This window comes from Flavobacteriales bacterium (assembly GCA_016700415.1).
Lineage (GTDB): Bacteria > Bacteroidota > Bacteroidia > Flavobacteriales_F > PHOS-HE28 > PHOS-HE28.
Window position 1 is genome coordinate 2,735,104 of sequence record CP065018.1, and the last position, 20,825, is coordinate 2,755,928.

Sequence of the window (20,825 nt, forward strand, 5' to 3'; positions counted from 1 at the left end):
AGTACGGATCAGCCCAGTGCGAAGCAAAGCCAGGCCCGGATGGCCAACAAGTAAAAACCCGACATGCGCCGATCAATGGCCAATGTTCCGATCCACCATTGGGCGGATCATGCTGGCGAAGCGTTTGGGTGCTTTCCCCAAGTAGTAGGAAAGATCCTTCATCATATGGCTCTCGTCGAAGTAACCGCATTCCAGCGCGATGTCCAGATCCAGTTTGCGGGTGCGTTGCATGTGACTGTACACATGGTTGAATCGTACCACGGAGCAGAACTCCTTCGGGCTGAGGCCGATCTCTTCCTTGAACTTGCGTTGTAGTTGGCGTTCGCTGAGACCAATGCTCTTTGCCATTTCGTTAACGGGCAACGTGCCATTGCTTTCGCGTATCCGACCCTCCAGGATTTGCACGTGAGTAGGTTCGCTCGTATTGTTCCGCTCGTGTATCCCGTGAACGAATTCCAGCAGCAGATCGAACATGACCTGCGGTTCCGGGTTCGCTCGTAATCGTGCATAGATGTCGTCAATGGCATCGCCGATCACCTCGTGCGGTGGGATCATTAGTCCGTTGAAGTCCTCCACACTTCGGCCGAATAGCTGGTGGAACGCGCTGGGGTAGAAATTCAACATAACGCACCGCACGGGAGCATCAGAAGTGCAGATGATGCCACGTTCGGGCGGTACATGTCCGCAGAAGCCATCGTGCCAATCCATAGGGCCGTTATGGTCGAAGTACTGTGGTTCACCGTCCAGGATCAGCGCCCACTTGATGTAACTGTCAGGCGCGAGTTGCTCAGGCGGAAGTGGGTGGGGGAAGTAGCCGTATGCCAAGCGATGGATGTGGCGATCCAACGGGACGGGCGGGAAGAATTCGCGGAAGCCTTCGATCATCGTTTACGCGCTTAAGTGTCAATGACCACATGCGGGCTGTCACTCAAACTTAGGTAGCATCCCTCGATAGTTCCTGGTTTTATTATTCGGTCCTGAAAGAGCCTCACATCCGATCGAGCAGCTACAATGGATCGGGAATGGTGCTGCCGTCATTGAGCGCGATGAAGCGGTCGTTGCGGAAGGTGCGCACCCAGCCGGCCACGGTGATGGTGGTGTTGGTAGGTGCGCTGTCGTCGAGGACGGACTTGATGGAATGCATGGTCGATCAGAAAATCAGAAGATCGGACGATCAGACAATGGGAATGCCGGGCTGCCGACCGATGCGGCAAAGGAACGACGAGGCGCGGACCGGGCCAAGGCGGAATAGCCAAGAGCAACTGAAAGGGGCCACAGGAAACGTTTTTGCATTTTTTTGTTTCCACTGTATCCAAGAGCATTACATTTGCGCCCTCGAAAATGGCAACAGACAAGGAAAACATCCGGGAGGACCGGGGCAAATGCTTGGTGGACGAGGCCGTGAAGGTCTTTTGGACCTATGGCATCAAGAGCGTGACGATGGACGACATGTCCGCGCGGCTCGGCATCAGCAAGAAGACGCTCTACCAGCATGTGAAGGACAAGAACGACCTGGTGGCCAAAGTGCTGCGGCACGTGAGGACGCAGTTCAAGGAAGCGATCGACGAGGAGCTGGCCAAGGAACTGAACGCCATCGACGAGCTCTTCGCCATCACCAACCGTGTGGCGGGCGAGTTGCGCGGCATCCATCCCTCGATCCACTTCGACCTGGAGAAGTATCATCCCGAGGCCTTCCACGAGATGCTGGAGAACAAGCGCTCGGAGATCTATGGGTGCATGGCCGCGAACATGCAGCGGGGTATCCGGGAAGGCGTGTACCGCGACGATCTGGACATTCCGATGATCGCCATGATCTACATCGCGCGCTTCGACCTGGTGTTCGACGGGGAACTCTTCCCGCCGGAGCAGTTCAACATGGACGACCTGCACTGGGAACTGTTCCGCTACCACATCCGCGGCATCGCCAGTGCCAAGGGGTTGAAGTATTTGGAGAAGAAAGTCGCCAAGGAAATGACGCCGGCCACCGGGCACCCATCGCACCACCTATGAGACGACCATTGACAACCGCATTGCTCCTTTTTTCGGTGGCGGCGTTCGCACAAGGGCCGGTGAGCCTAAGCCTGAAACAGGCCATGGACATGGCCGCGCAGCAGAGCTACACCGTTCAGTACAGTGCCTTGGAGGCGGAAAAGGCCGATTCCCGGATCAAGGAGATCCTGGCCACGGGCCTGCCGCAGGTCGCGGCCTCGGGCAGCCTCAACAACTACCTGAAGGTGCCCACGCAGGTGATCCCGAACTTCTTCGGCAACGAACCCGAGACGATCGAGGTCCAGTTCGGTATCCCCTGGGCCGTCACCGGCGCGGTGCAGCTCAACCAGCTCTTGTTCGACGGCAGCTATCTCATTGGACTTAAGGCCACGCGCGAACTAAAGGAGAAGGCCCAGCTGGACCTGCAGAAGGCCCAGCACGATGCCCGTGCCCAGGCGGCAAAAGCCTACCTCTCCGTGCTGGCCGCGGAAGAAGGTGTGCGGCTGCTCGGCGAAGGACTTCCGCTGCTGGAGAAAAGCGATACCGACGCCAAGGCAATGCTGCAGCAGGGCTTCATGGAAAGCACCGATGTGGACCGGCTGTCCATCCAGCTCGCCGACACCCGGAACCAGCAGCGCAACCTGCAGCTGCAGGCCAACGTGGCAAGGGCTTTCCTGGCCTTGGTCCTGGGCCTTCCCAGCGGTACGCCGCTTACGCTCACCGACCCCTTGGCCACGTTGATGGCCGACCCTGCGGAGAAGGCGCTGGCCGACCAGCCCTTCACGGTGGACCAGCACATCGAAGATGAACAGGCCAACTCCCAAGCGCGTCTCAGCGAGCTTCAGATGCGCAATGAAAAGGCGGCATACCTGCCAAAGCTCAACAGTTTCATCAACTACCAGCAGCAGTTCAACGGACTGGAGTTCACACCCGGCGCAGGACCGTGGTACCCGGCTTCCCTTTGGGGCCTCTCGCTCAACATCCCCATCTTCAGCAGCGGCATGCGCTCCAGCCGGGTGAAGCAGGCGAAGATCGGGATGAAGGAGGCCGAGGTGAACCGGAAGGGGACCGAGCAGCGGTTGCTCACCACCTATCTCCAGCAGCAGGCCGTGCTGAAGTCGGCAGAGGACAACTACAGCACCGCCAAGGCGAACATGGACCTGGCCCAGCGCATCTTCGAGCGTGCCTCGGTGAAGTTCAACGAGGGCGTGGGAAGCAGCTTTGAACTGACCCAGGAGCATGCCAACTACCTCACCGGGCAGCAGACGTACATCCAGCGCATGGTGGACTTGCTCCAGGCGCGCACGGACATGCGGAAGGCGTTGGATACGTACTGATGTGAGAAGGTGATAGGTGAATAGTGATAGGTGACTGGAACAACGCAACCGTACCGTCGATCCATTGGGTCGACCAAGAATAACCCCTGATGAAAAGATCGATCTACTTGATCCCGATGCTGGCACTGCTTGCCTCCTGCGGCGCGAAGGGTACCGGTGAACTGGCGGAGAAACGCGCGGAGCGCGACTCGCTGAAGACCGTGTACGACAAGGTGGGCAAGGACCTCAAGAAGGTGGAGGACTGGCTGGCGCTGAACGACAGCACGGCCAACCGCAGCCTGCCTCTGGTCTCCGCGAAGGCCCTGGTGCAGGGCCCGTTCACGCACTACATCGATGTGCATGGCGTAGTGAAGGCGGACGAGAGCGCCACGCTTTATTCGATGACCGGAGGGCGCGTGGCCAGCATCCGCGTAAAGGCCGGTGACAAGGTGCGCAAGGGGGACTTGATCGCCACGATGGACAACGACATGGTGGAGAAGCAGATCGCACAGGCACAGGCCGGCGCGGACCTCGCGCGAACCACTTTTGAAAAGCAGCAGAAACTGTGGGGCCAGCACATCGGCAGCGAGATGCAGTTCTTGCAGGCGAAGACACAGAAGGAACAGGCCGAAGCGGGGCTGGCCACATTGAAGGAACAGCAGCGCCTCTCCAACGTCACCGCACCTTTTGACGGCATGGTGGACGAGGTGATGGCCCGTGTGGGCGATATGGCCGCTCCCCAGATGCCCGTGGCACGGGTGGTGAACCTCACCGGCATCCAGCTGCAGGCGGACGTGAGCGAGGCTTACTTGAAAAGAGTGAGGGCAGGAGCGCCGACGAAAGTGGTCTTCCCCAGCATCAACGAAGGCTTCAGCGCGCCCTTGACGCACGTGGGCGACTACATCGACCCGAGCAACCGCACCTTCTTGGTGACCCTGCGTGCCCCCAAGGGCGAGGCCTACATGCGCCCCAACCTGCTGGGCGACCTCAGCATCCAGGATTCCCACACCGACAGCGCCATGGTAGTGCCCAGCGCGGCCGTGCTGGACGATGTGGGCGGCAACAGCTACCTCTTCGTCCTCGGTCCGGCGCCACAAGGGGCCAATGTGGGGTCGAACGAAAGGGTGGCGCAAAAGATCTTCGTGGACCGTGTGAGCGAATACCAAGGGCGCATGAACGTGGCCGCCAAGACCGCCGGTGAATTGAAGGACGGCGCGATGGTGGTGATCGATGGCGCCAAGAACGTGAGCGACGGGCAGACCGTGCGCGTGGATGAGAACTGAGGTTGAAGAGTTCACCACAGAGGCACGGAGCACACAGAGGAATGCGAAATGCAAGGAAGAACGGGATGGTGACCTTCCCCAAGTTCTTCTCCGTGCCTCTGTGGTGAAAAAACGATAATGTCAATGAACCACAACGAAGACGTAGAAAAGGACCTCCACGGCCCGGAGCGGGAGTTCGCGATCACGACATGGGCGGTGCAGAACCGCACTACGGTGATCGTGCTCACGGTGCTGATCTTCCTGATGGGGATCTACTCCTACCAGGTGATGCCCAAGGAGAGCTTCCCCGAGGTGGTGACGCCGGAGATATTCGTCTCCACGCCTTACAACAGCAGTTCGGTGGTGGACATCGAGAAGCTCATCACCAAGCCCTTGGAAAAGGAGATCAACACCATCAGCGGGGTGGACGAGATCAAGAGCACCACGGTGCCGAACTTCAGCGCCATCGATGTGAAGTTCAACTACAACATCTCGCCAGATCAGGCCCTGCGGAAGGTGAAGGACGCGGTGGACAAGGCGCGCGGCGACAAGAACTTCCCCACGGACCTGCCCTCGGAGCCGAACGTGATCGAGCTCAACTTCAGCGAGCTGATGCCGGTGATGAACATCAACCTCAGCGGCGACTACCCGATGGAGCAGCTCCACTCCTATGCGCAACACCTGAAGGACCGCATCGAATCCCTGCCGGAGATCAACAAGGTGAACATCCGCGGCGTACCCGAGCGCGAGGTGCGCATCAGTCTCGATCTGTATAAGCTGGAGGCGTTGCAGCTCAACTTCAACGACATTGCCCAGGCCATCCAAATGGAGAACCTCACCATGAGCGGTGGCGAACTGCTCACCGATGGGCAACGCCGCGCCGTGCGCGTGATCGGCGAATTCACCGACATGGCGCAGATCCGCGACATCGTGGTGAAGAACATCGATCAGAAGGAAGTGCGCCTCGGCGACATCGCCACGGTGGACTATGCCTACAAGGAACCGGACAGCTTCGCCCGTGAGTACGGCAAGTCCGTGGTGATGCTCGACGTGATCAAGCGCGCGGGCCAGAATCTCCTCACGGCCAGCGACGGCATCCAGCAGATCCTGAAGGAGGACCGCGGCCGGGTGCTGCCCACCGATCTCCGCATCTCCGTTACCGGCGACCAGAGCGACAACACGCGCACCAGCGTGGATGAGCTGATGAACCACATCATCCTCGGCGTGCTGCTGGTGATCGGCACCCTTATGCTCTTCCTCGGCCTGCGCAACGCCATGTTCGTGGGGCTTGCGATCCCGATGAGCATGTTCATCTCCTTCACGCTGCTCAACGCGTTCGGCGTCACGCTGAACATCATGGTGCTCTTCGCGCTGATCCTCGCGCTGGGCCGTCTGGTGGACGATGGCATCGTGATCGTGGAGAACATCTACCGCCACATGACCAACGGCGAGCCGCCGTTGCGGGCCACGAAATTAGCCGTGGGCGAGGTGACCATGCCGATCATCGCCGCGACCACGGCCACGGTGATGGTGTTCGTGCCGCTGCTCTTCTGGCCCGGCATGATGGGCTCCTTCATGAAGTACCTGCCCATCACCTTCATGATCGCCCTCGGCTCCTCGCTCTTCGTGGCCTTGGTGGTGAACCCCGCGCTGGCCTCGAAGTTCATGAAGGTGGAAGAGGACAACATGCCGATGAAGCGCGTGTGGAAACTGGCAGGCATCCTTGCCGCCGTGGGCACGCTGATCCTCGTTCTTGGCCTGTCCTTCAAAAGCGACACCGTCTTCGGCATCGGACTGCTCACCCTCTTCTTTGGCGTGATGGGCATAGTCAACGCCAAGTGGTTCGTGCCCGCCACGGACTGGTTCCAGAACAGTTGGCTGCCCCGCTTGGAGGCCCGCTATGAGAAATTCCTGCGCTATGCGTTGGACCGCCACCACCCGCGGACCTTCCTCTTCGGCACCTTCGGCATGCTGGTGCTGGTGATCGCCCTGCTGGCCGTCTTCCCACCCAAAACGCTCTTCTTCCCGGAGAATGAGCCGCAGTTCGTCAACGTGTTCATCGAAGCGCCCATCGGCACGGACATCCTGAAAACGGATTCCATCACGCGGATCGTGGAAAAGCAGGTGATGGATGTGATCGACGTGCCGGGATTCAAGGTCCCGCCCGGGACCAAAATGCCTGATGGCACGATCACTGCGGACAGCACGAACTACCTCGTCAACTCCGTGATCTCGCAGGTGGGCGAGGGCACCAGCGATCCCGGTGCCGGCGGCATGCAGGTCGGTGCCACGCCGTACAAGGGCCGTATCGCCGTGAGCTTCGTGAAGTTCGCCGACCGCCACGGCAAGAAGACCAGCGATGTGCTGAAAGACCTGCAGGAACACGTGAAGGCCCCGCCCGGCGTGGTGGTCTCCGTGGCCAAGAACGCCGCGGGGCCGCCGGTGGGCAAGCCCATCAACATCGAGATCAAGGGGAAGGAGATCGAAGGGCTGCTGGCGGAGGCCGAGCGTGTGCAGCGCTTCATCGAGTTGCGCAATGTGCCCGGCATCGAGGCCCTGCGCCTGGACATAGACCGTGCCAAGCCGGAGATGCCCATCATCATCGACCGCGAGAAGGCCCGCCGCCTCAATGTGAGCACCTACGCCATCGCCGATGCGGTGCGCACGGCGCTCTTCGGCAAGGAGGTGAGCAACTACCGCGTGGAGGGCGACGATGACGACCACGAGATCAACATCCGCCTGAACGACAAGTACCGCTATGATCCGCAGCAGTTGCTGGACATGAAGGTGACCTTCCGCGACATGCTCAACGGGCAGATCCGGCAGATACCGATCAGCGCCGTGGCGCACGCCGAGCGCACCAGCACCTTCAGCGCGATCAAGCGCAAGGACCTGGACCGCGTGGTGACCGTGAGCTCCAACATCATCAGCGGCTACAACGGGAACGAAGTGGTGCAGCAGATCAAGGACCAGCTCGCCAGCGGCTTTACCGTCGGCAAGGACTACACGCTGAAATTCACCGGCGAGCAGGAGGATCAGGCCAAGGACATGGGCTTTCTGATGATGGCATTTCTCGTGGCCATCTTCGTGGTGTTCCTCATCATCGTCGCGCAGTTCAACAGCATCAGCTATCCCATGGTGGTGATGAGCACCGTGCTCTTCAGCACCATTGGCGTCTTCCTCGGGCTGGTGGTGTTCCGCATGGACTTCATCGTGCTGATGACGATGCTGGGCATCATCTCGCTGATCGGCGTGGTGGTGAACAACGCCATCGTGCTCATGGATTTTGCGCGCCTGCTCTTTGAGCGCAGCGCGCGCAAGCTGGGCCTGCCGGAGGACCGCATCATCCCCATCGCCGAAAGCCGCGAGGCCTTGGTGACCGCAGGGAAGACGCGTTTACGACCGGTGCTGCTCACGGCTTTCACCGCAGTGCTCGGCCTGTTGCCGCTGGCCATCGGGCTCAACTTCAACTTCCTCACCCTCTTCACGGAGCTGGACCCGCACATCCACATGGGCGGCGACAACGTGATCTTCTGGGGCCCCCTCAGTTGGGCGGTGATCTACGGCCTGCTCTTCGCCACCTTCCTCACCCTGATCATGGTGCCGGTGATGCTGCTGATCATCCAAAAGATCAAGCACGGCAGGCAGTGGAAGCACGACCTGCGGGAAGTGCATAGGCATTCCGAAGTCGGTTGATCTCTTGAACGGAACGAATAGGAAAGGCGCGGCGGAGGCTGCGCCTTTCCTATTTGTTCCGCATGCACGCACTCGGCGAAAAGCCGGGCGCATACTTCGCGAAACTGCTCCGTAAGAGAACTTGCGGCATATATTGGCATCGGAAATTCTGCCTGAACGGTGGAAAGCCGCGAGTAAACCTTCACCAACAAAACCCAACGAACATGTACTGTCGGAACTGTGGAAATGAAGTCAGCGACCAAGCCGTGATGTGCGTTGCCTGTGGGACACCACCAAAGGCCGGCAACAAGTATTGTTCGAATTGCAAGGGGGAAACCTCTGCAAATGCTGAGATCTGCATGAAATGCGGGGTGGGATTGGGAAAGAAAAGTATCAATGGCGAAGGGAAGGATTGGATGACCACGCTGTTGCTGGCTATTTTTCTGGGAGGTCTTGGCGTCCATCGGTTCTACACGGGCCATACCATGATCGGTGTTGTGCAGCTCCTTACGCTGGGCGGTTGCGGCATTTGGACACTCGTGGACATCATCATGATCGCAACGGGCAAGTTCCAGGATGCGGAGGGGAATCTCCTCGTTAAGAGCTGATCACACTACGACCGCGATCAAGGCCATTGCGTTGATCGCGATCCCCATCGCGCTTGCGTTGGTGCCGCTCAGCGCGGTTGAACAGGGGCCGACACTTTGCCTGTACCACAACCTCACGGGGCACAGTTGTCCGGGCTGCGGCATGACCCGTTCCCTCGTAGCGTTGTGCCATGGTGCCTTGGGGGCATCCTTCGCCTATAACAAGGGCATCATCATCGTTGCTCCCTTGCTGCTCTTGCTTTGGGGTAATGAACTGTGGATAGCGGCAAAAGCCTGGATCTACAGCTGTTGAGTTGTTGATCGCACGTTCGGTATCCGCTCGTGCTTTAATTCTTCCTATGGATCCAGGCGCTCGGGAAAATGCCGAGCGGGTGCTTCGCAGGATGTGGGTGGACGAAGTGATCCCCCTGCGTCACCGCACAGGTCATTGCTGCGCCTATCGCCCCTTGCGTTCGTTTGAAATGTGGGCAACTCCCTGCCCACTTCACAGACCAACGCACGGACCTCCCCATATTCAAACACGACATCCACATCACCACAATTCACAGAACTACCTTTAACAACCACTGCGCCTGAAAAGGGGATGCTTACATTTGGTCGACATGTAGCAGCCCCAACTTTGATCTACGGTTGTGATCTTGACCAACGATCCGTTCAGGACCCGCTCCGGTCGATATCGATCTTGATCTTGGAGCCTCTCAAACGCATCTCAAACCAGTCACCTTTCCAAAGCGTGCCGACAATTCCATGAAAGCAACAGAGACAGGGAGGTTCGAAGTCTTGGCCCGACCCTTGAAACTGCTCTTCTCTACACGGGCAGCTGGCCTGTATATGCTCATCTTCGCGGGGTCTATCGGCGCAGGAACATTCATCGAGAACGATTTCGGAACAAGTTCGGCGCAGCATGTGATATACAGATCTTGGTGGTTCTCTCTGCTGCTCGTGCTTTTCTGTATCACCATTGCGGTGAACATGATACGTTTCAAGATGGTGCGTCAAAAGAAGTGGGCACTGCTCACCTTCCACTTGGCCATGATCGTGATTCTCATCGGTGCGGGCGTTACGCGGTACACGGGTTACGAAGGGGTCATGCACATCCGCGAGAATGATTCTTCCAACAGCTTTCTTTCCGCAGAAACACATTTGCAATTCCAAGTTCGCAAAGGAGAAAAGGAATATTCATTTGACGAACCGGTCCTGTTCTCTACAAAGGGGAACAACAATTGGAGCGAGTCTTATTTGATCGGGAATGACCTGGTCGAGGTCGTGGTGAAGGAATTCATTCCGAACCCGAAAGAGATATTGGAAGATGGTATTGCGGGCAAGCCGACCATCAAGATCGTGATCGGTGGTGCGAATGGGCGCGAGGAATATTTCCTGAGCGCTGGTGAGACGCGCAGGATCAGAGGGACCTTGTTCAATTTCGCGGATGGCGCATTACCGGATGCCGTGAATATCGCTTACCGCGATAATGTGCTATTGATCAAGGCGGATCAGCCCATGGTACAGCGCGTAATGGCCACGCAAAAAGTGGACACGCTATTACCGCAAGCGGCTTATCATCCATTGATGCTTCGGTCATTGTACATGGTCGGTTCCGGAAGTTTCGTTTTCGGCGATTTCAATAAGCAAGGTGTGGTGCAATTGATCTCCGATGGCCCGAAAGTGAAGAACGAAAGTTTGACCGCATTAAGGGTTGAAGCAACGATCAACGGTGATCTGCATGAAGTACTTGTGTACGGTCAAAAAGGGCAACCAGGGCGGCCAGCAGTGGTACACAATGAAAAGCTGGATCTCGCCATTTCGTACGGATCGAAGGAAGTGGTATTGCCCTTCTCCGTTAAGCTGTACGACTTCATCATGGAGCGTTATCCCGGTACCAATAGTGCGACCTCGTATGCGAGTGAAGTGCAATTGATCGACGAGCGCGGCGGGATCAAGGAAAACCATCGGATCTTCATGAACAATGTTTTGGACCACGATGGTTATCGCTTTTTCCAATCCTCTTTTGATCAGGATGAATTGGGTACTTACTTGAGTGTGAACCACGACTTCTGGGGAACTTGGATCACGTACATCGGCTACATATTGCTCACGGTGGGCCTGTTGCTTTCCATGTTCAGCAAGAAGAGCCGTTTCCAAAAGTTGGCCAATAGTATTCGCGATCTGCGAAGTAGTTCAATTGCCGCCATCCTGCTCATCGCCACTTCGACATTACCCGTCACCGTTTATGCGCAGAAGGTGATCGAAGAGATCAATGGATCCCATGTTGTAAGTGCGGATCATGCCGAACGATTCAGCAAACTGGTAGTGCAGGACAATCGTGGTCGGATGAAACCGATACACACCCTTTCGCGCGAAGTGATGCGAAAGGTTTTCCGCCGGGAAAGCATCAATGGCCTTAGTGCGGACCAAGTGATCCTTGGCATGTTAGCGAATAGTGCCGAATGGCTCGATGTACCGTTGATCAAATTGGGAGAGCATCATAGCGTGCATGAGCTGGTCGGTGTTGAAGGTCCAAAGGCGGCGTACGAGGATTTCTTCGCACCCGACGGCAGTTACAAGTTGCGGGATGAAATGCGCCGGATCAGTGCGTTGCAGCCCATTGACCGTGGCGTGTACGAGAAGGACCTGATCAAAGTGGATGAACGAGTGAACATCGTACACATGGCGCTGGGCGGCGCTTTGTTGAAGATCATTCCGATCGCTGGAGATGCCAACAACACCTGGGTGGGCACTGATCTCGAAGGTCCGGAACATGCCCATGTGCATGATTTAGTAGCGGAACGGTTCTTCGCCACTTATGTCCCGGCTTTGCAGGAGGCCATGCACAATGGCAACTACAGCCTTCCGGACAAGCTACTGAATGAACTTGATGCTTATCAAAAGGAGAAAGGAGCGGCTGTGATCCCGAGCCCTGCCAAGATCAAGGCGGAGATCATTTTGAACGGGTTAAGTGTGTTCGATCGATTGGCGCTGTTTTATGCACTGCTTGGACTTACGTTCTTATTCCTGTTGTTCTTCTCCGTGTTCAAGCCGCGTGTGGATCTTGCGAAAGTGCAGCGTATCATGTTGGTCCTATTGATCGCTGGCTTTGCATTGCACACCATCGGCCTTGGCCTTCGATGGTATGTTTCCGGTCGTGCACCATGGAGCAATGGGTACGAATCCATGATCTACATCGCTTGGACCACTGTACTTGCGGGAATTCTGTTCAGCCGAAAGTCATTGGGAGCATCGGCCGCGACCATGATCCTCTCTGCTACTCTTTTGCTTGTGGCGATGTTGAGTTATTTAGATCCGGAGATCACACCACTTGTACCCGTTCTACAATCCTACTGGTTGACCATTCACGTATCCATGGAAGCGGGCAGTTACGGCTTCCTAGCATTGGGCGCGGTTATCGGTCTGATCAACCTGATCCTGATGATTTTCCTAACGCAGAAGAACGAAAAACGCGTTCATCGATTGGTTAAGGAGATGAGCTACTTGAGCGAGATGACGTTGATCGGCGGGCTCACCATGATCAGTATCGGCACCTACCTCGGTGGCGTCTGGGCGAACGAATCGTGGGGACGCTATTGGGGTTGGGATGCAAAAGAGACCTGGGCCTTGGTAACGATTCTTGTGTACGCGTTCATCCTGCACATGCGCTTGATCCCTAAGATGCAAGGGCTCTATGCTTACAACGTTTCGTCGCTCTTCGGCCTGGCCTCGGTGATCATGACCTATTACGGGGTGAACTACTACCTCTCCGGTCTGCACTCTTATGCTGCTGGAGATCCCGTGCCGGTCCCCGATTGGGTGTATGTTGGGGTAACCGTGTTGGTGCTGATCAGCCTATTGGCCTTCTTCCGGAAAAGGAAATTCAAGTTGATCACATAGTGATCAATGTACGGTCGTCGCGTTCTCCAACAGGATCGCGTACCGGTACCCAGCACCGAAATCCTTGTCCAGCACAACGGTGCCAACAATCGTTGCTTTCTCGCCGAGGGGAACCACAACATCGGTAGTTGCCACCACCTCCGGATCACCTTTGGAACCATCCTTCAAGTGTACCCAATTGCGGCCCATGATGTTCGGATTGACCTTCGTGCACGTTCCACTGACCTGGATGACCTTGCCTTCATACTTCTTCGGTGATGCGATGAGGTCGGCGATCTTCACGGAACCGGCCACATCCACTTTTACTGTAGGTTTTACCTCTTGTGAGTTCACCGTTGTTGGTGATGCATCCGCCATACCGCTTTCCCCGTGATCGGCAGGCACTACTTTGGAGACCAGAACAAGCTCGTCGAAATCCCGGTTGTATTCATTGCTATGGAAGTTCGTCTTTAGCAAACCACCACGATAGAAATACGGACGACCAACGATCACTTCCGTCTTGTCCGAAGCGATCCAGAATTCATCGGCACCTTCTTTCACACGCACATAAACATAGCGCTCTGTTGGAAGGACCTCTAGCGCAACCACCGTATGCAGGTCTTGCTCGATGCCCGATGAAGAACCCGGTACAGCTTGTGTTGGGGCTTTGCCATCGTTGGAGAACACCCCCGTGCTACCACTTTCGTGTTGATCCGGTCCGTCCGTCGGAATTGTCTTCGGGCCACTATCACACGCACCGAACAAGAGCAAGGAAAGCGTTAGTGGCAAAGTGTTCTTGTTCATGTTACTTTTTGTTCTTGCTGTCGAATCGTTTGATGATGCTGAAATTCACTCTGTAATTCTTCTCGTCCTTCAGTGTGGACATTTCTCCGAGCAAACTCGCAACAAGTGTACGGCTCAGATTATACGCCATATCAACACCATAGTAATGTTGCTTGGTGGTAAGAGGCACACCATCCGCACCGCCCCTGCTGGCGTAACGGTACATCAGTATCCGATAATAAGGGTTCAACGTAAGCCTATTGTTCAGCAAGGACTTTGAGTAGCGTACGGAAGCAATATCACTCCTCAAATAGGAAGATAGATTTCGATTGAATTGGAAGTTCCACCTACCTCCAATGACCGGCATTTTGTTGAACGTTAGGGATCCATTGTAATTATTGGAACTGTTCTGACCGTCACTTTGGAATCGCTTTCCGACCGAGATCCCTACGATCACATTCTTGATCGGTTTGATGTTCAATCGCGCTCTCAACCCCTGCCGTGCCTGATCATCCTCCAACATGTTCTCCACGTCGGTACGATAGGTCTCGTAGTAAACGATGCGTTTGCGCGAATCGTAGGAGGCGAACAGATCCACCTTCTTACTGAAGCGGTAACGCGATGAAACGAACAAGTTCGTGAGTCGTGCCCCACCGGAATTACCATTCACTTGATTGAAAAGATCAAGCTCTGCGGAAGAGAAGATGTTGAAGTTGTTATTGATCGTGGTGGTATGCTGGAAATAGGTGTACCGCCGGTCGGTCGCCCCTTTGTTCGTCTGCTGCATCAGTCCAGCGGTTGTTCGCGAACGGATCCTATCCGAGTTCAATTGCAGACCGAGATAGCCACCGTATTGGAACAGGTTCGCATTGAATCCGAACGTAGCGATATCCGGACGGAAACCAGCGATAGCACCAGCATATAACTTACCGAAGTACTTCTCGGCTTGCAGTCCATCGATAGCGCCGAGTGAAGATGCGTTGTTGTTGATCTTCCTTCCCAATGTGATCGTCGTGTTGGAATCGGGTTCGTACCGTACTGCCAAATTGTACACGTTGAAGTAGCTTGTTCGGTAGTTGAATGAACGATCATTCGACGGAAAGAGCTTTCGATAATTGATGTAGCTCTCAGCGCTGAATTTCGAATTTCCGATATGGTCCGCGTTGATCGAGAAGCGATACATCATGCGGTGGTCATCACCACGGTTCGAATTGACGGTACTGTAGGTCGCTCCCGATATCCTACCTCTGATCCGCTCCTTGTTCCGTTCGTTCTTTTCTGTTGTGATGGAGTCATCACGCTGTAGCTGGGCAGGTGGCTGTTCCGCGGCTATGGCGGGAACAACGACCACGGAGATGAAATGGACCACGTCGGCTTTGTCGATCTTACAGCCATTGATGATCTTGCATACGCATGAGATCGACGACTTGCTTGTGACCACCATGCACGGCAGGCTCTCAGCGCCTTTCACAAGATCGAGCGTATCGCCTATTGCAATGTTGTTCGTGTTCTCGAAGTGTACATACACATTGTTCGCAGTTACAAAAGTCACTTCACCGCGCAATAACTCTTGTGCTGAACCGATCGAGCAGAGCAGAGAAAAGAACAGTATGGTAAGATCTCTCAATTTCATCGCCTATCAATTCCCATCCGGATGGCAGCTGAAACACGCCGCGCTGTTGTACGAATATCCATTGACCCCGTTATGATGATCATTCACATCATTCTGATTATTGTGTTCATGACAGTTGATGCATGTGAATTGGCTGTAATCGTTCGGGTTGTTGTGGCAATCGGCGCAGGTGTTCCATTCCCCATCGTGCCTTCCGCTGTAGATCGGGAAGTACTGATTATCGTGATCGAAAGTTGAAGGTTGCCAGGCTGTTTCATTGTGGCACTGCGTGCAATCCATCGGGAACTGTGCCGAAGCATGGTTCGGGTTGTTGGTGCTGTTGTAGTCGTCCAAATGGCAGGCACTACACGCCGTAGGAGTACCTGCATATCCGTTCGCATGGCATTCGATGCAAGCCGTTGTTGTATGCGCACCATGCAATGGGAATGCGGTGTTGTTATGATCGAAGGTTGCCGTACCCCAATTCGTTTCGTCGTGGCATTGCGCACAGTCAGTTGGGAAGCCAGAGGCCGCGTGGTTCGGAGCGGTCGTGCTGTTGTAGTCATCCATATGGCACGCATTGCACGCAGTTGGTGTGCCTGCATATCCATTAGCGTGGCATTCAATACAAGCTGTAGTGATGTGCGTTCCGTGCAATGGGAAAGCCGTGTTATTATGATCGAAACTCGCCGTGCCCCAATTCGTTTCGTCGTGGCATTGCGCGCAGTCAGTTGGGAAGCCAGAGGCGGCGTGGTTCGGAGCCGTCGTGCTGTTGTAATCATCCATATGGCATGCATTACACGTCGTGGGTGTTCCAGCGAAACCATTCGCATGGCACTCGATACAAGCTGTAGTGATATGCGTTCCGTGAAGCGGGAAAGCTGTGTTGTTGTGATCGAAGGTGGCAGGTACCCAACCCGCTATGCTATGACATGATGCACAGTCCGTCGAAAAGCCAGATGCCGTGTGCGATGGGGACACCGTGTTATTGAAATCCTGCTGGTGACAGGAAACACATTCCGGCGAAGCATCCGAGAAGTTTGGTGTGGTATGACATTGCGCACAATCATTGATCGCGTGTCCCATGACCAGTGGGAAGAAGTCGTGGTTCACTGAATTAGTGCTCCAGCCTGTTCCGAACGGATCGTGGCATTCGGTGCAATCCATTGAATAACCAGCCGCTACATGATCCGGTGCCTTTGCAGCTTGGAAATCAGTCATATGGCAGTTGATGCAATCATTACCCAACCGTGCGAAAACGAGAGGATTCCCTGCGCTATGGCAATCCACACAACTCAATGCGATGTGCGAACCCACCAAGGGGAATCCATTCTGCTCGTGGATCTCGGGAATGGTATTCACCAACCAGTTCTGAGGCGTATGGCAGCGTATGCAATCGTTCCCAACGCTTTGGTTGTGGACATCGGTATGACAGGAGATACAATCGCTGGAAGGTGCTTTATCAAAATCGATGGAGGTGTGGCACTGCTTGCAATTGATCGAAGTGTGTGATCCTTCCAAAGGAAAATTCGTTATTCCGTGATCAAAGGTCATATCGGTCCGCATCGTTGTCCATCCTTGGGGATCATGACAGGCGGCGCAGTCGAGTTTCATGCGCTCACCATGCGGGGACTGGGCGAAGACAACAACAGCTCCCAATACCAAGAACAGCGAAGCGAATAGACGCATCGCCGAACCGAAGCCATGTGCTTTATATGTGCTTGGCAGTCCCATTGCTTCAACCATCAATTTCCATGACAGGAATAACATGCCACGCTATTGTACGAATAGCCATTTACACCGCTATGGTTGCTGTTGACCTGGTTTTGGTTGTTGTGGCAATCTATACAGGTAAAGATACTGAAGTCCCCAGGCACGTTGTGACAGGTCGCGCACGTGTTCCATACTGAACTATGATTCCCACTATAGATCCGGAAGTAGTCAGCATCGTGGTTGAAGCTCGATGGTGACCAAGCATTTTCGTTGTGGCACAACGTACAATCAGTCGGAAAGAGGTCCGCTGCATGGTTCGGATTATTGGCGCTGTTGTAGTCCGGCATGTGGCATGCATTACAATTGGTCGGCGTGCCGGTGTACCCATTCGCATGGCAGGAAACACAGCTCACGCCGACGTGTGCCCCAACGAGCGGGAAGTTGGTTGCATTGTGGTCATACGTAGCTGGGACCCAATTGGTTACATCGTGGCAAACGATGCAATCCGTTGGAAATCCAGCTGTTACGTGGTTCGGGTTAGTCGTTCCATTGTATTCCGTGATGTGGCAGGCATCGCAATTCGTTGGAGTTCCTTGGTATCCATTGCTATGACATGTCACGCAGCTCGGTCCCAAATGCGAGCCGGTCAATGGGAAATTTGTCGCGTTATGATCAAAACTTGAGTTAGTCCAAAGGGTCGGATCGTGACATAAAGCGCAGTCCGTCGGGAAGCCAGCAGAAACGTGATTCGGGTTCGTAGCACCCGTGTACTCCGTCATGTGGCAACCATCGCAGGTGTTCGGCGTGTTGTTGTAGTTGCCGTTGTGGCATTGATCGCAACTGACCGTCGCATGTGAGTTCGTCAACGGATAGATCGCATGGTCGTAGCTGCTCGGTGACCAGGCCGTTTCATTGTGGCAGGTCGCGCAGTCCGTTGCGAAGCCAGCAGCTGTGTGGTTCGGGTTCGTTGACCCGTTGTAATCCGGCAAGTGGCAGCCGTCACAGGTGTTCGGCGTGTTGGTGTAGTTACCGTTGTGGCATGCATCGCAACTTGTTGTAGCGTGTACACCAAGCAACGGATAATTGCTGTGATCGAATGTCGCGTTGTTCCAAAGCGTTGGATCATGGCATTGCGCGCAATCCGTGGGGAAGCCAGCTGTGACGTGGTTAGGGTTGGCAGCTCCGTTGTAATCGGTCATGTGGCAACCATCACAGGTATTCGGCGTGTTGTTGTAGTTGCCGTTGTGGCATTGATCGCAACTGACTGAGGCGTGCGAGTTTGTCAGCGGATAGATCGCATGGTCGTAACTGCTCGGTGACCAGGCCGTTTCATTGTGGCAGGTTGCGCAGTCCGTTGCGAAGCCCGCAGCCGTGTGGTTCGGGTTTGTACTAGCGTTGTAATCCGGCAAGTGACAGCCGTCGCAGGTGTTCGGCGTGTTGGTGTAGTTACCGTTGTGGCAGGCATCGCAACTTGTTGTCGCGTGTGCGCCGAGCAATGGGAAGCCACTATGATCGAAGGTTGCGTTGTTCCAGTTCGTTGGGTCATGGCAAGTCGCGCAATCCGTCGGGAATCCAGCCGTGACGTGGTTCGGGTTCGCGGCTCCGTTGTAATCGGTCATGTGGCAACCATCACAGGTATTCGGTGTGTTGTTGTAGTTGCCGTTGTGGCATTGATCACAACTCACAGTAGCGTGCGAGTTGGTCAATGGATAGATCGCGTGGTCATAGCTGCTCGGTGACCAAGCCGTTTCGTTGTGGCAAGTTGCGCAGTCCGTCGCGAAGCCCGCGGCAGTGTGGTTCGGATTGGTCGAGCCGTTGTAATCCGGCAAGTGGCAACCGTCGCAGGTATTCGGTGTGTTGGTATAGTTACCGTTGTGGCAAGCGTCGCAACTTGTTGTCGCGTGTACACCAAGCAGCGGATAGATGTTGTGATCGAAGGTCGCGTTGGTCCACAACGTCGGGTCGTGGCATTGCGCACAGTCCGTCGGGAAGCCAGCTGTGACGTGGTTAGGGTTGGCAGCTCCGTTGTAATCGGTCATGTGGCAACCATCACAGGTATTCGGCGTGTTGTTGTAGTTGCCGTTGTGGCATTGATCGCAACTGACTGAGGCGTGCGAGTTTGTCAGCGGATAGCTCGGTGACCAGGCCGTTTCATTGTGGCAGGTTGCGCAGTCCGTTGCGAAGCCCGCAGCCGTGTGGTTCGGGTTTGTACTAGCGTTGTAATCCGGCAAGTGACAGCCGTCGCAGGTGTTCGGCGTGTTGGTGTAGTTACCGTTGTGGCAGGCATCGCAACTTGTTGTCGCGTGTGCGCCGAGCAATGGGAAGCCACTATGATCGAAGGTTGCGTTGTTCCAGTTCGTTGGGTCATGGCAAGTCGCGCAATCCGTCGGGAATCCAGCCGTGACGTGGTTCGGATTGGTTGCTCCGTTGTACTCCGTCATGTGGCAACCATCACACGTGTTCGGTGTGTTGTTGTAATTGCTGTTGTGGCATTGATCGCAACTGACTGAGGCGTGCGAGTTTGTCAGCGGATAGATCGCATGGTCGTAACTGCTCGGTGACCAGGCTGTTTCGTTGTGGCAAGTTGCGCAGTCCGTGGCGAAGCCCGCGGCAGTGTGGTTCGGATTGGTCGAGCCGTTGTAATCCGGCAAGTGGCAGCCATCGCACGTGTTCGGTGTGTTGGTATAGTTACCGTTGTGGCAAGCGTCGCAACTTGTTGTCGCGTGTACACCAAGCAGCGGATAGATGTTGTGATCGAAGGTCGCGTTGGTCCACAACGTCGGGTCGTGGCATTGCGCACAGTCCGTCGGGAAGCCAGCTGTGACGTGGTTCGGGTTCGCGGCTCCGTTGTAATCGGTCATGTGGCAACCATCACAGGTGTTCGGCGTGTTGTTGTAGTTGCCGTTGTGGCATTGATCGCAACTGACCGTCGCATGTGAGTTCGTCAATGGATAGATCGCATGGTCGTAGCTGCTCGGTGACCAGGCCGTTTCATTGTGGCAGGTCGCGCAGTCCGTTGCGAAGCCAGCAGCTGTGTGGTTCGGGTTCGTTGACCCGTTGTAATCCGGCAAGTGACAGCCATGGCACGTGTTCGGTGTGTTCGTGTAATTGCCATTGTGGCATGCATCGCAACTTGTGGTCGCGTGCGCGCCGAGCAATGGGAAGCCACTGTGGTCGAAGGTCGCGTTGTTCCAGTTCGTTGGGTCATGGCATTGCGCGCAGTCCGTGGGGAAGCCGGCCGTGACGTGGTTCGGGTTCGCGGCTCCGTTGTAATCGGTCATGTGGCAACCATCGCAGGTGTTCGGCGTGTTGTTGTAGTTGCCGTTGTGGCATTGATCGCAACTGACCGTCGCATGTGAGTTCGTCAACGGATAGATCGCATGGTCGTAGCTGCTCGGTGACCAGGCCGTTTCATTGTGGCAGGTCGCGCAGTCCGTTGCGAAGCCTGCGGCCGTGTGGTTCGGATTGGTTGATCCGTTGTAGTCCGGTAGGTGACAACCATCGCACGTGTTCGGGGTGTTCGTGTAGTTGCCGTTGTGGCATGCATCGCAACTTGTTGTAGCGTGCGCGCCTATCAGCGGATAGATGTTGTGATCAAATGCCACCGGTGTCCATCCGACATTTGTCGTATGGCATGTAGCGCAATCCGTAGAAAATCCGCTCACAACGTGATTCGGATTCGTCGTGCCATTGAAGTCATTCAAATGGCACGACACACATTCCGGTGATGCATCCGAGAACATGCCCGTCGTGTGGCACTGGTTACAATCCGTAATAGCGTGTCCCATTGTAAGTGGGAAGAAACTGTGATCCACCGTGTTCGTGTTCCAACCTGTGCCGATCGGATCATGGCATTCGATACAGTCCGTAGAGAAACCGACAACGACGTGGTTCGGGCTCTGGGTATTCTGAAAGTCGGCCCGGTGGCAACTGATGCAATCATTCCCCACGCGATCGAATTGGGACGCATTTCCACCGCCATGGCAGTCCACGCAACTCAAAT

Annotated in this window: 13 protein-coding genes; 7 read left to right on the forward strand and 6 right to left on the reverse strand. The window is 55.4% G+C overall.

Annotation, left to right across the window (positions count from 1 at the left end; genetic code table 11):
* Positions 1-72: 72 nt before the first annotated feature.
* Positions 73-885: an AraC family transcriptional regulator gene (locus IPP95_11400; protein QQS71786.1), complete on the reverse strand. Its 813-nt coding sequence runs from the start codon at positions 883-885 to the stop codon at positions 73-75.
* Between the two features lie 121 nt (positions 886-1,006).
* Positions 1,007-1,144 carry a hypothetical protein gene (locus IPP95_11405; GenBank protein ID QQS74302.1) on the reverse strand — a complete coding sequence of 46 codons (138 nt, stop codon included), beginning with the start codon at positions 1,142-1,144 and terminating at the stop codon, positions 1,007-1,009.
* Between the two features lie 197 nt (positions 1,145-1,341).
* Here IPP95_11405 and IPP95_11410 point away from each other — a divergent pair, with 197 nt between their 5' ends.
* The 7 genes from IPP95_11410 (at position 1,342) to ccsA (ending at position 12,735) form a co-directional block, all read left to right on the forward strand.
* Entirely contained in the window at positions 1,342-2,010 is a 669-nt protein-coding gene (locus tag IPP95_11410) for a TetR/AcrR family transcriptional regulator (GenBank protein QQS71787.1), read from the forward strand.
* Positions 2,007-3,326 (forward strand): TolC family protein, encoded by a 1,320-nt coding sequence (locus IPP95_11415; GenBank protein ID QQS71788.1) that lies wholly within the window; start codon positions 2,007-2,009, stop codon positions 3,324-3,326. The genes IPP95_11410 and IPP95_11415 overlap by 4 nt, the downstream gene beginning before the upstream one ends.
* A gap of 89 nt (positions 3,327-3,415) precedes the next feature.
* Entirely contained in the window at positions 3,416-4,588 is a 1,173-nt protein-coding gene (locus IPP95_11420) for an efflux RND transporter periplasmic adaptor subunit (GenBank protein QQS71789.1), read from the forward strand.
* A 117-nt stretch (positions 4,589-4,705) separates the two neighbouring features.
* The gene (locus IPP95_11425; GenBank protein QQS71790.1) at positions 4,706-8,263 is read left to right on the forward strand and encodes an efflux RND transporter permease subunit; all 3,558 of its coding nucleotides are present in this window, start codon (positions 4,706-4,708) and stop codon (positions 8,261-8,263) included.
* A 203-nt stretch (positions 8,264-8,466) separates the two neighbouring features.
* Positions 8,467-8,850: a TM2 domain-containing protein gene (locus tag IPP95_11430; GenBank protein ID QQS71791.1), complete on the forward strand. Its 384-nt coding sequence runs from the start codon at positions 8,467-8,469 to the stop codon at positions 8,848-8,850.
* Positions 8,819-9,142, forward strand: a complete 324-nt coding sequence (locus IPP95_11435; GenBank protein ID QQS71792.1) for a DUF2752 domain-containing protein — start codon at positions 8,819-8,821, stop codon at positions 9,140-9,142. The genes IPP95_11430 and IPP95_11435 overlap by 32 nt, the downstream gene beginning before the upstream one ends.
* Before the next feature lie 455 nt (positions 9,143-9,597).
* Positions 9,598-12,735, forward strand: a complete 3,138-nt coding sequence (gene ccsA, locus IPP95_11440; GenBank protein ID QQS71793.1) for a cytochrome c biogenesis protein CcsA — start codon at positions 9,598-9,600, stop codon at positions 12,733-12,735.
* A gap of 3 nt (positions 12,736-12,738) precedes the next feature.
* On the opposite strand, the gene IPP95_11445 is transcribed toward ccsA, so the two are convergent.
* From IPP95_11445 to IPP95_11460, 4 genes are read right to left on the reverse strand one after another with little or no spacing between them, the layout of a single operon-like run.
* Positions 12,739-13,518, reverse strand: a complete 780-nt coding sequence (locus tag IPP95_11445; protein ID QQS71794.1) for a hypothetical protein — start codon at positions 13,516-13,518, stop codon at positions 12,739-12,741.
* Between the two features lies 1 nt (position 13,519).
* Entirely contained in the window at positions 13,520-15,130 is a 1,611-nt protein-coding gene (locus IPP95_11450) for a hypothetical protein (protein ID QQS71795.1), read from the reverse strand.
* Positions 15,131-15,136: 6 nt separating this feature from the next.
* Positions 15,137-16,879, reverse strand: coding sequence for a hypothetical protein (locus tag IPP95_11455; protein ID QQS71796.1), 1,743 nt, complete (start codon positions 16,877-16,879; stop codon positions 15,137-15,139).
* Positions 16,855-20,427, reverse strand: a complete 3,573-nt coding sequence (locus IPP95_11460; protein ID QQS71797.1) for a hypothetical protein — start codon at positions 20,425-20,427, stop codon at positions 16,855-16,857. The genes IPP95_11455 and IPP95_11460 overlap by 25 nt, the downstream gene beginning before the upstream one ends.
* Between the last annotated feature and the right edge of the window lie 398 nt (positions 20,428-20,825).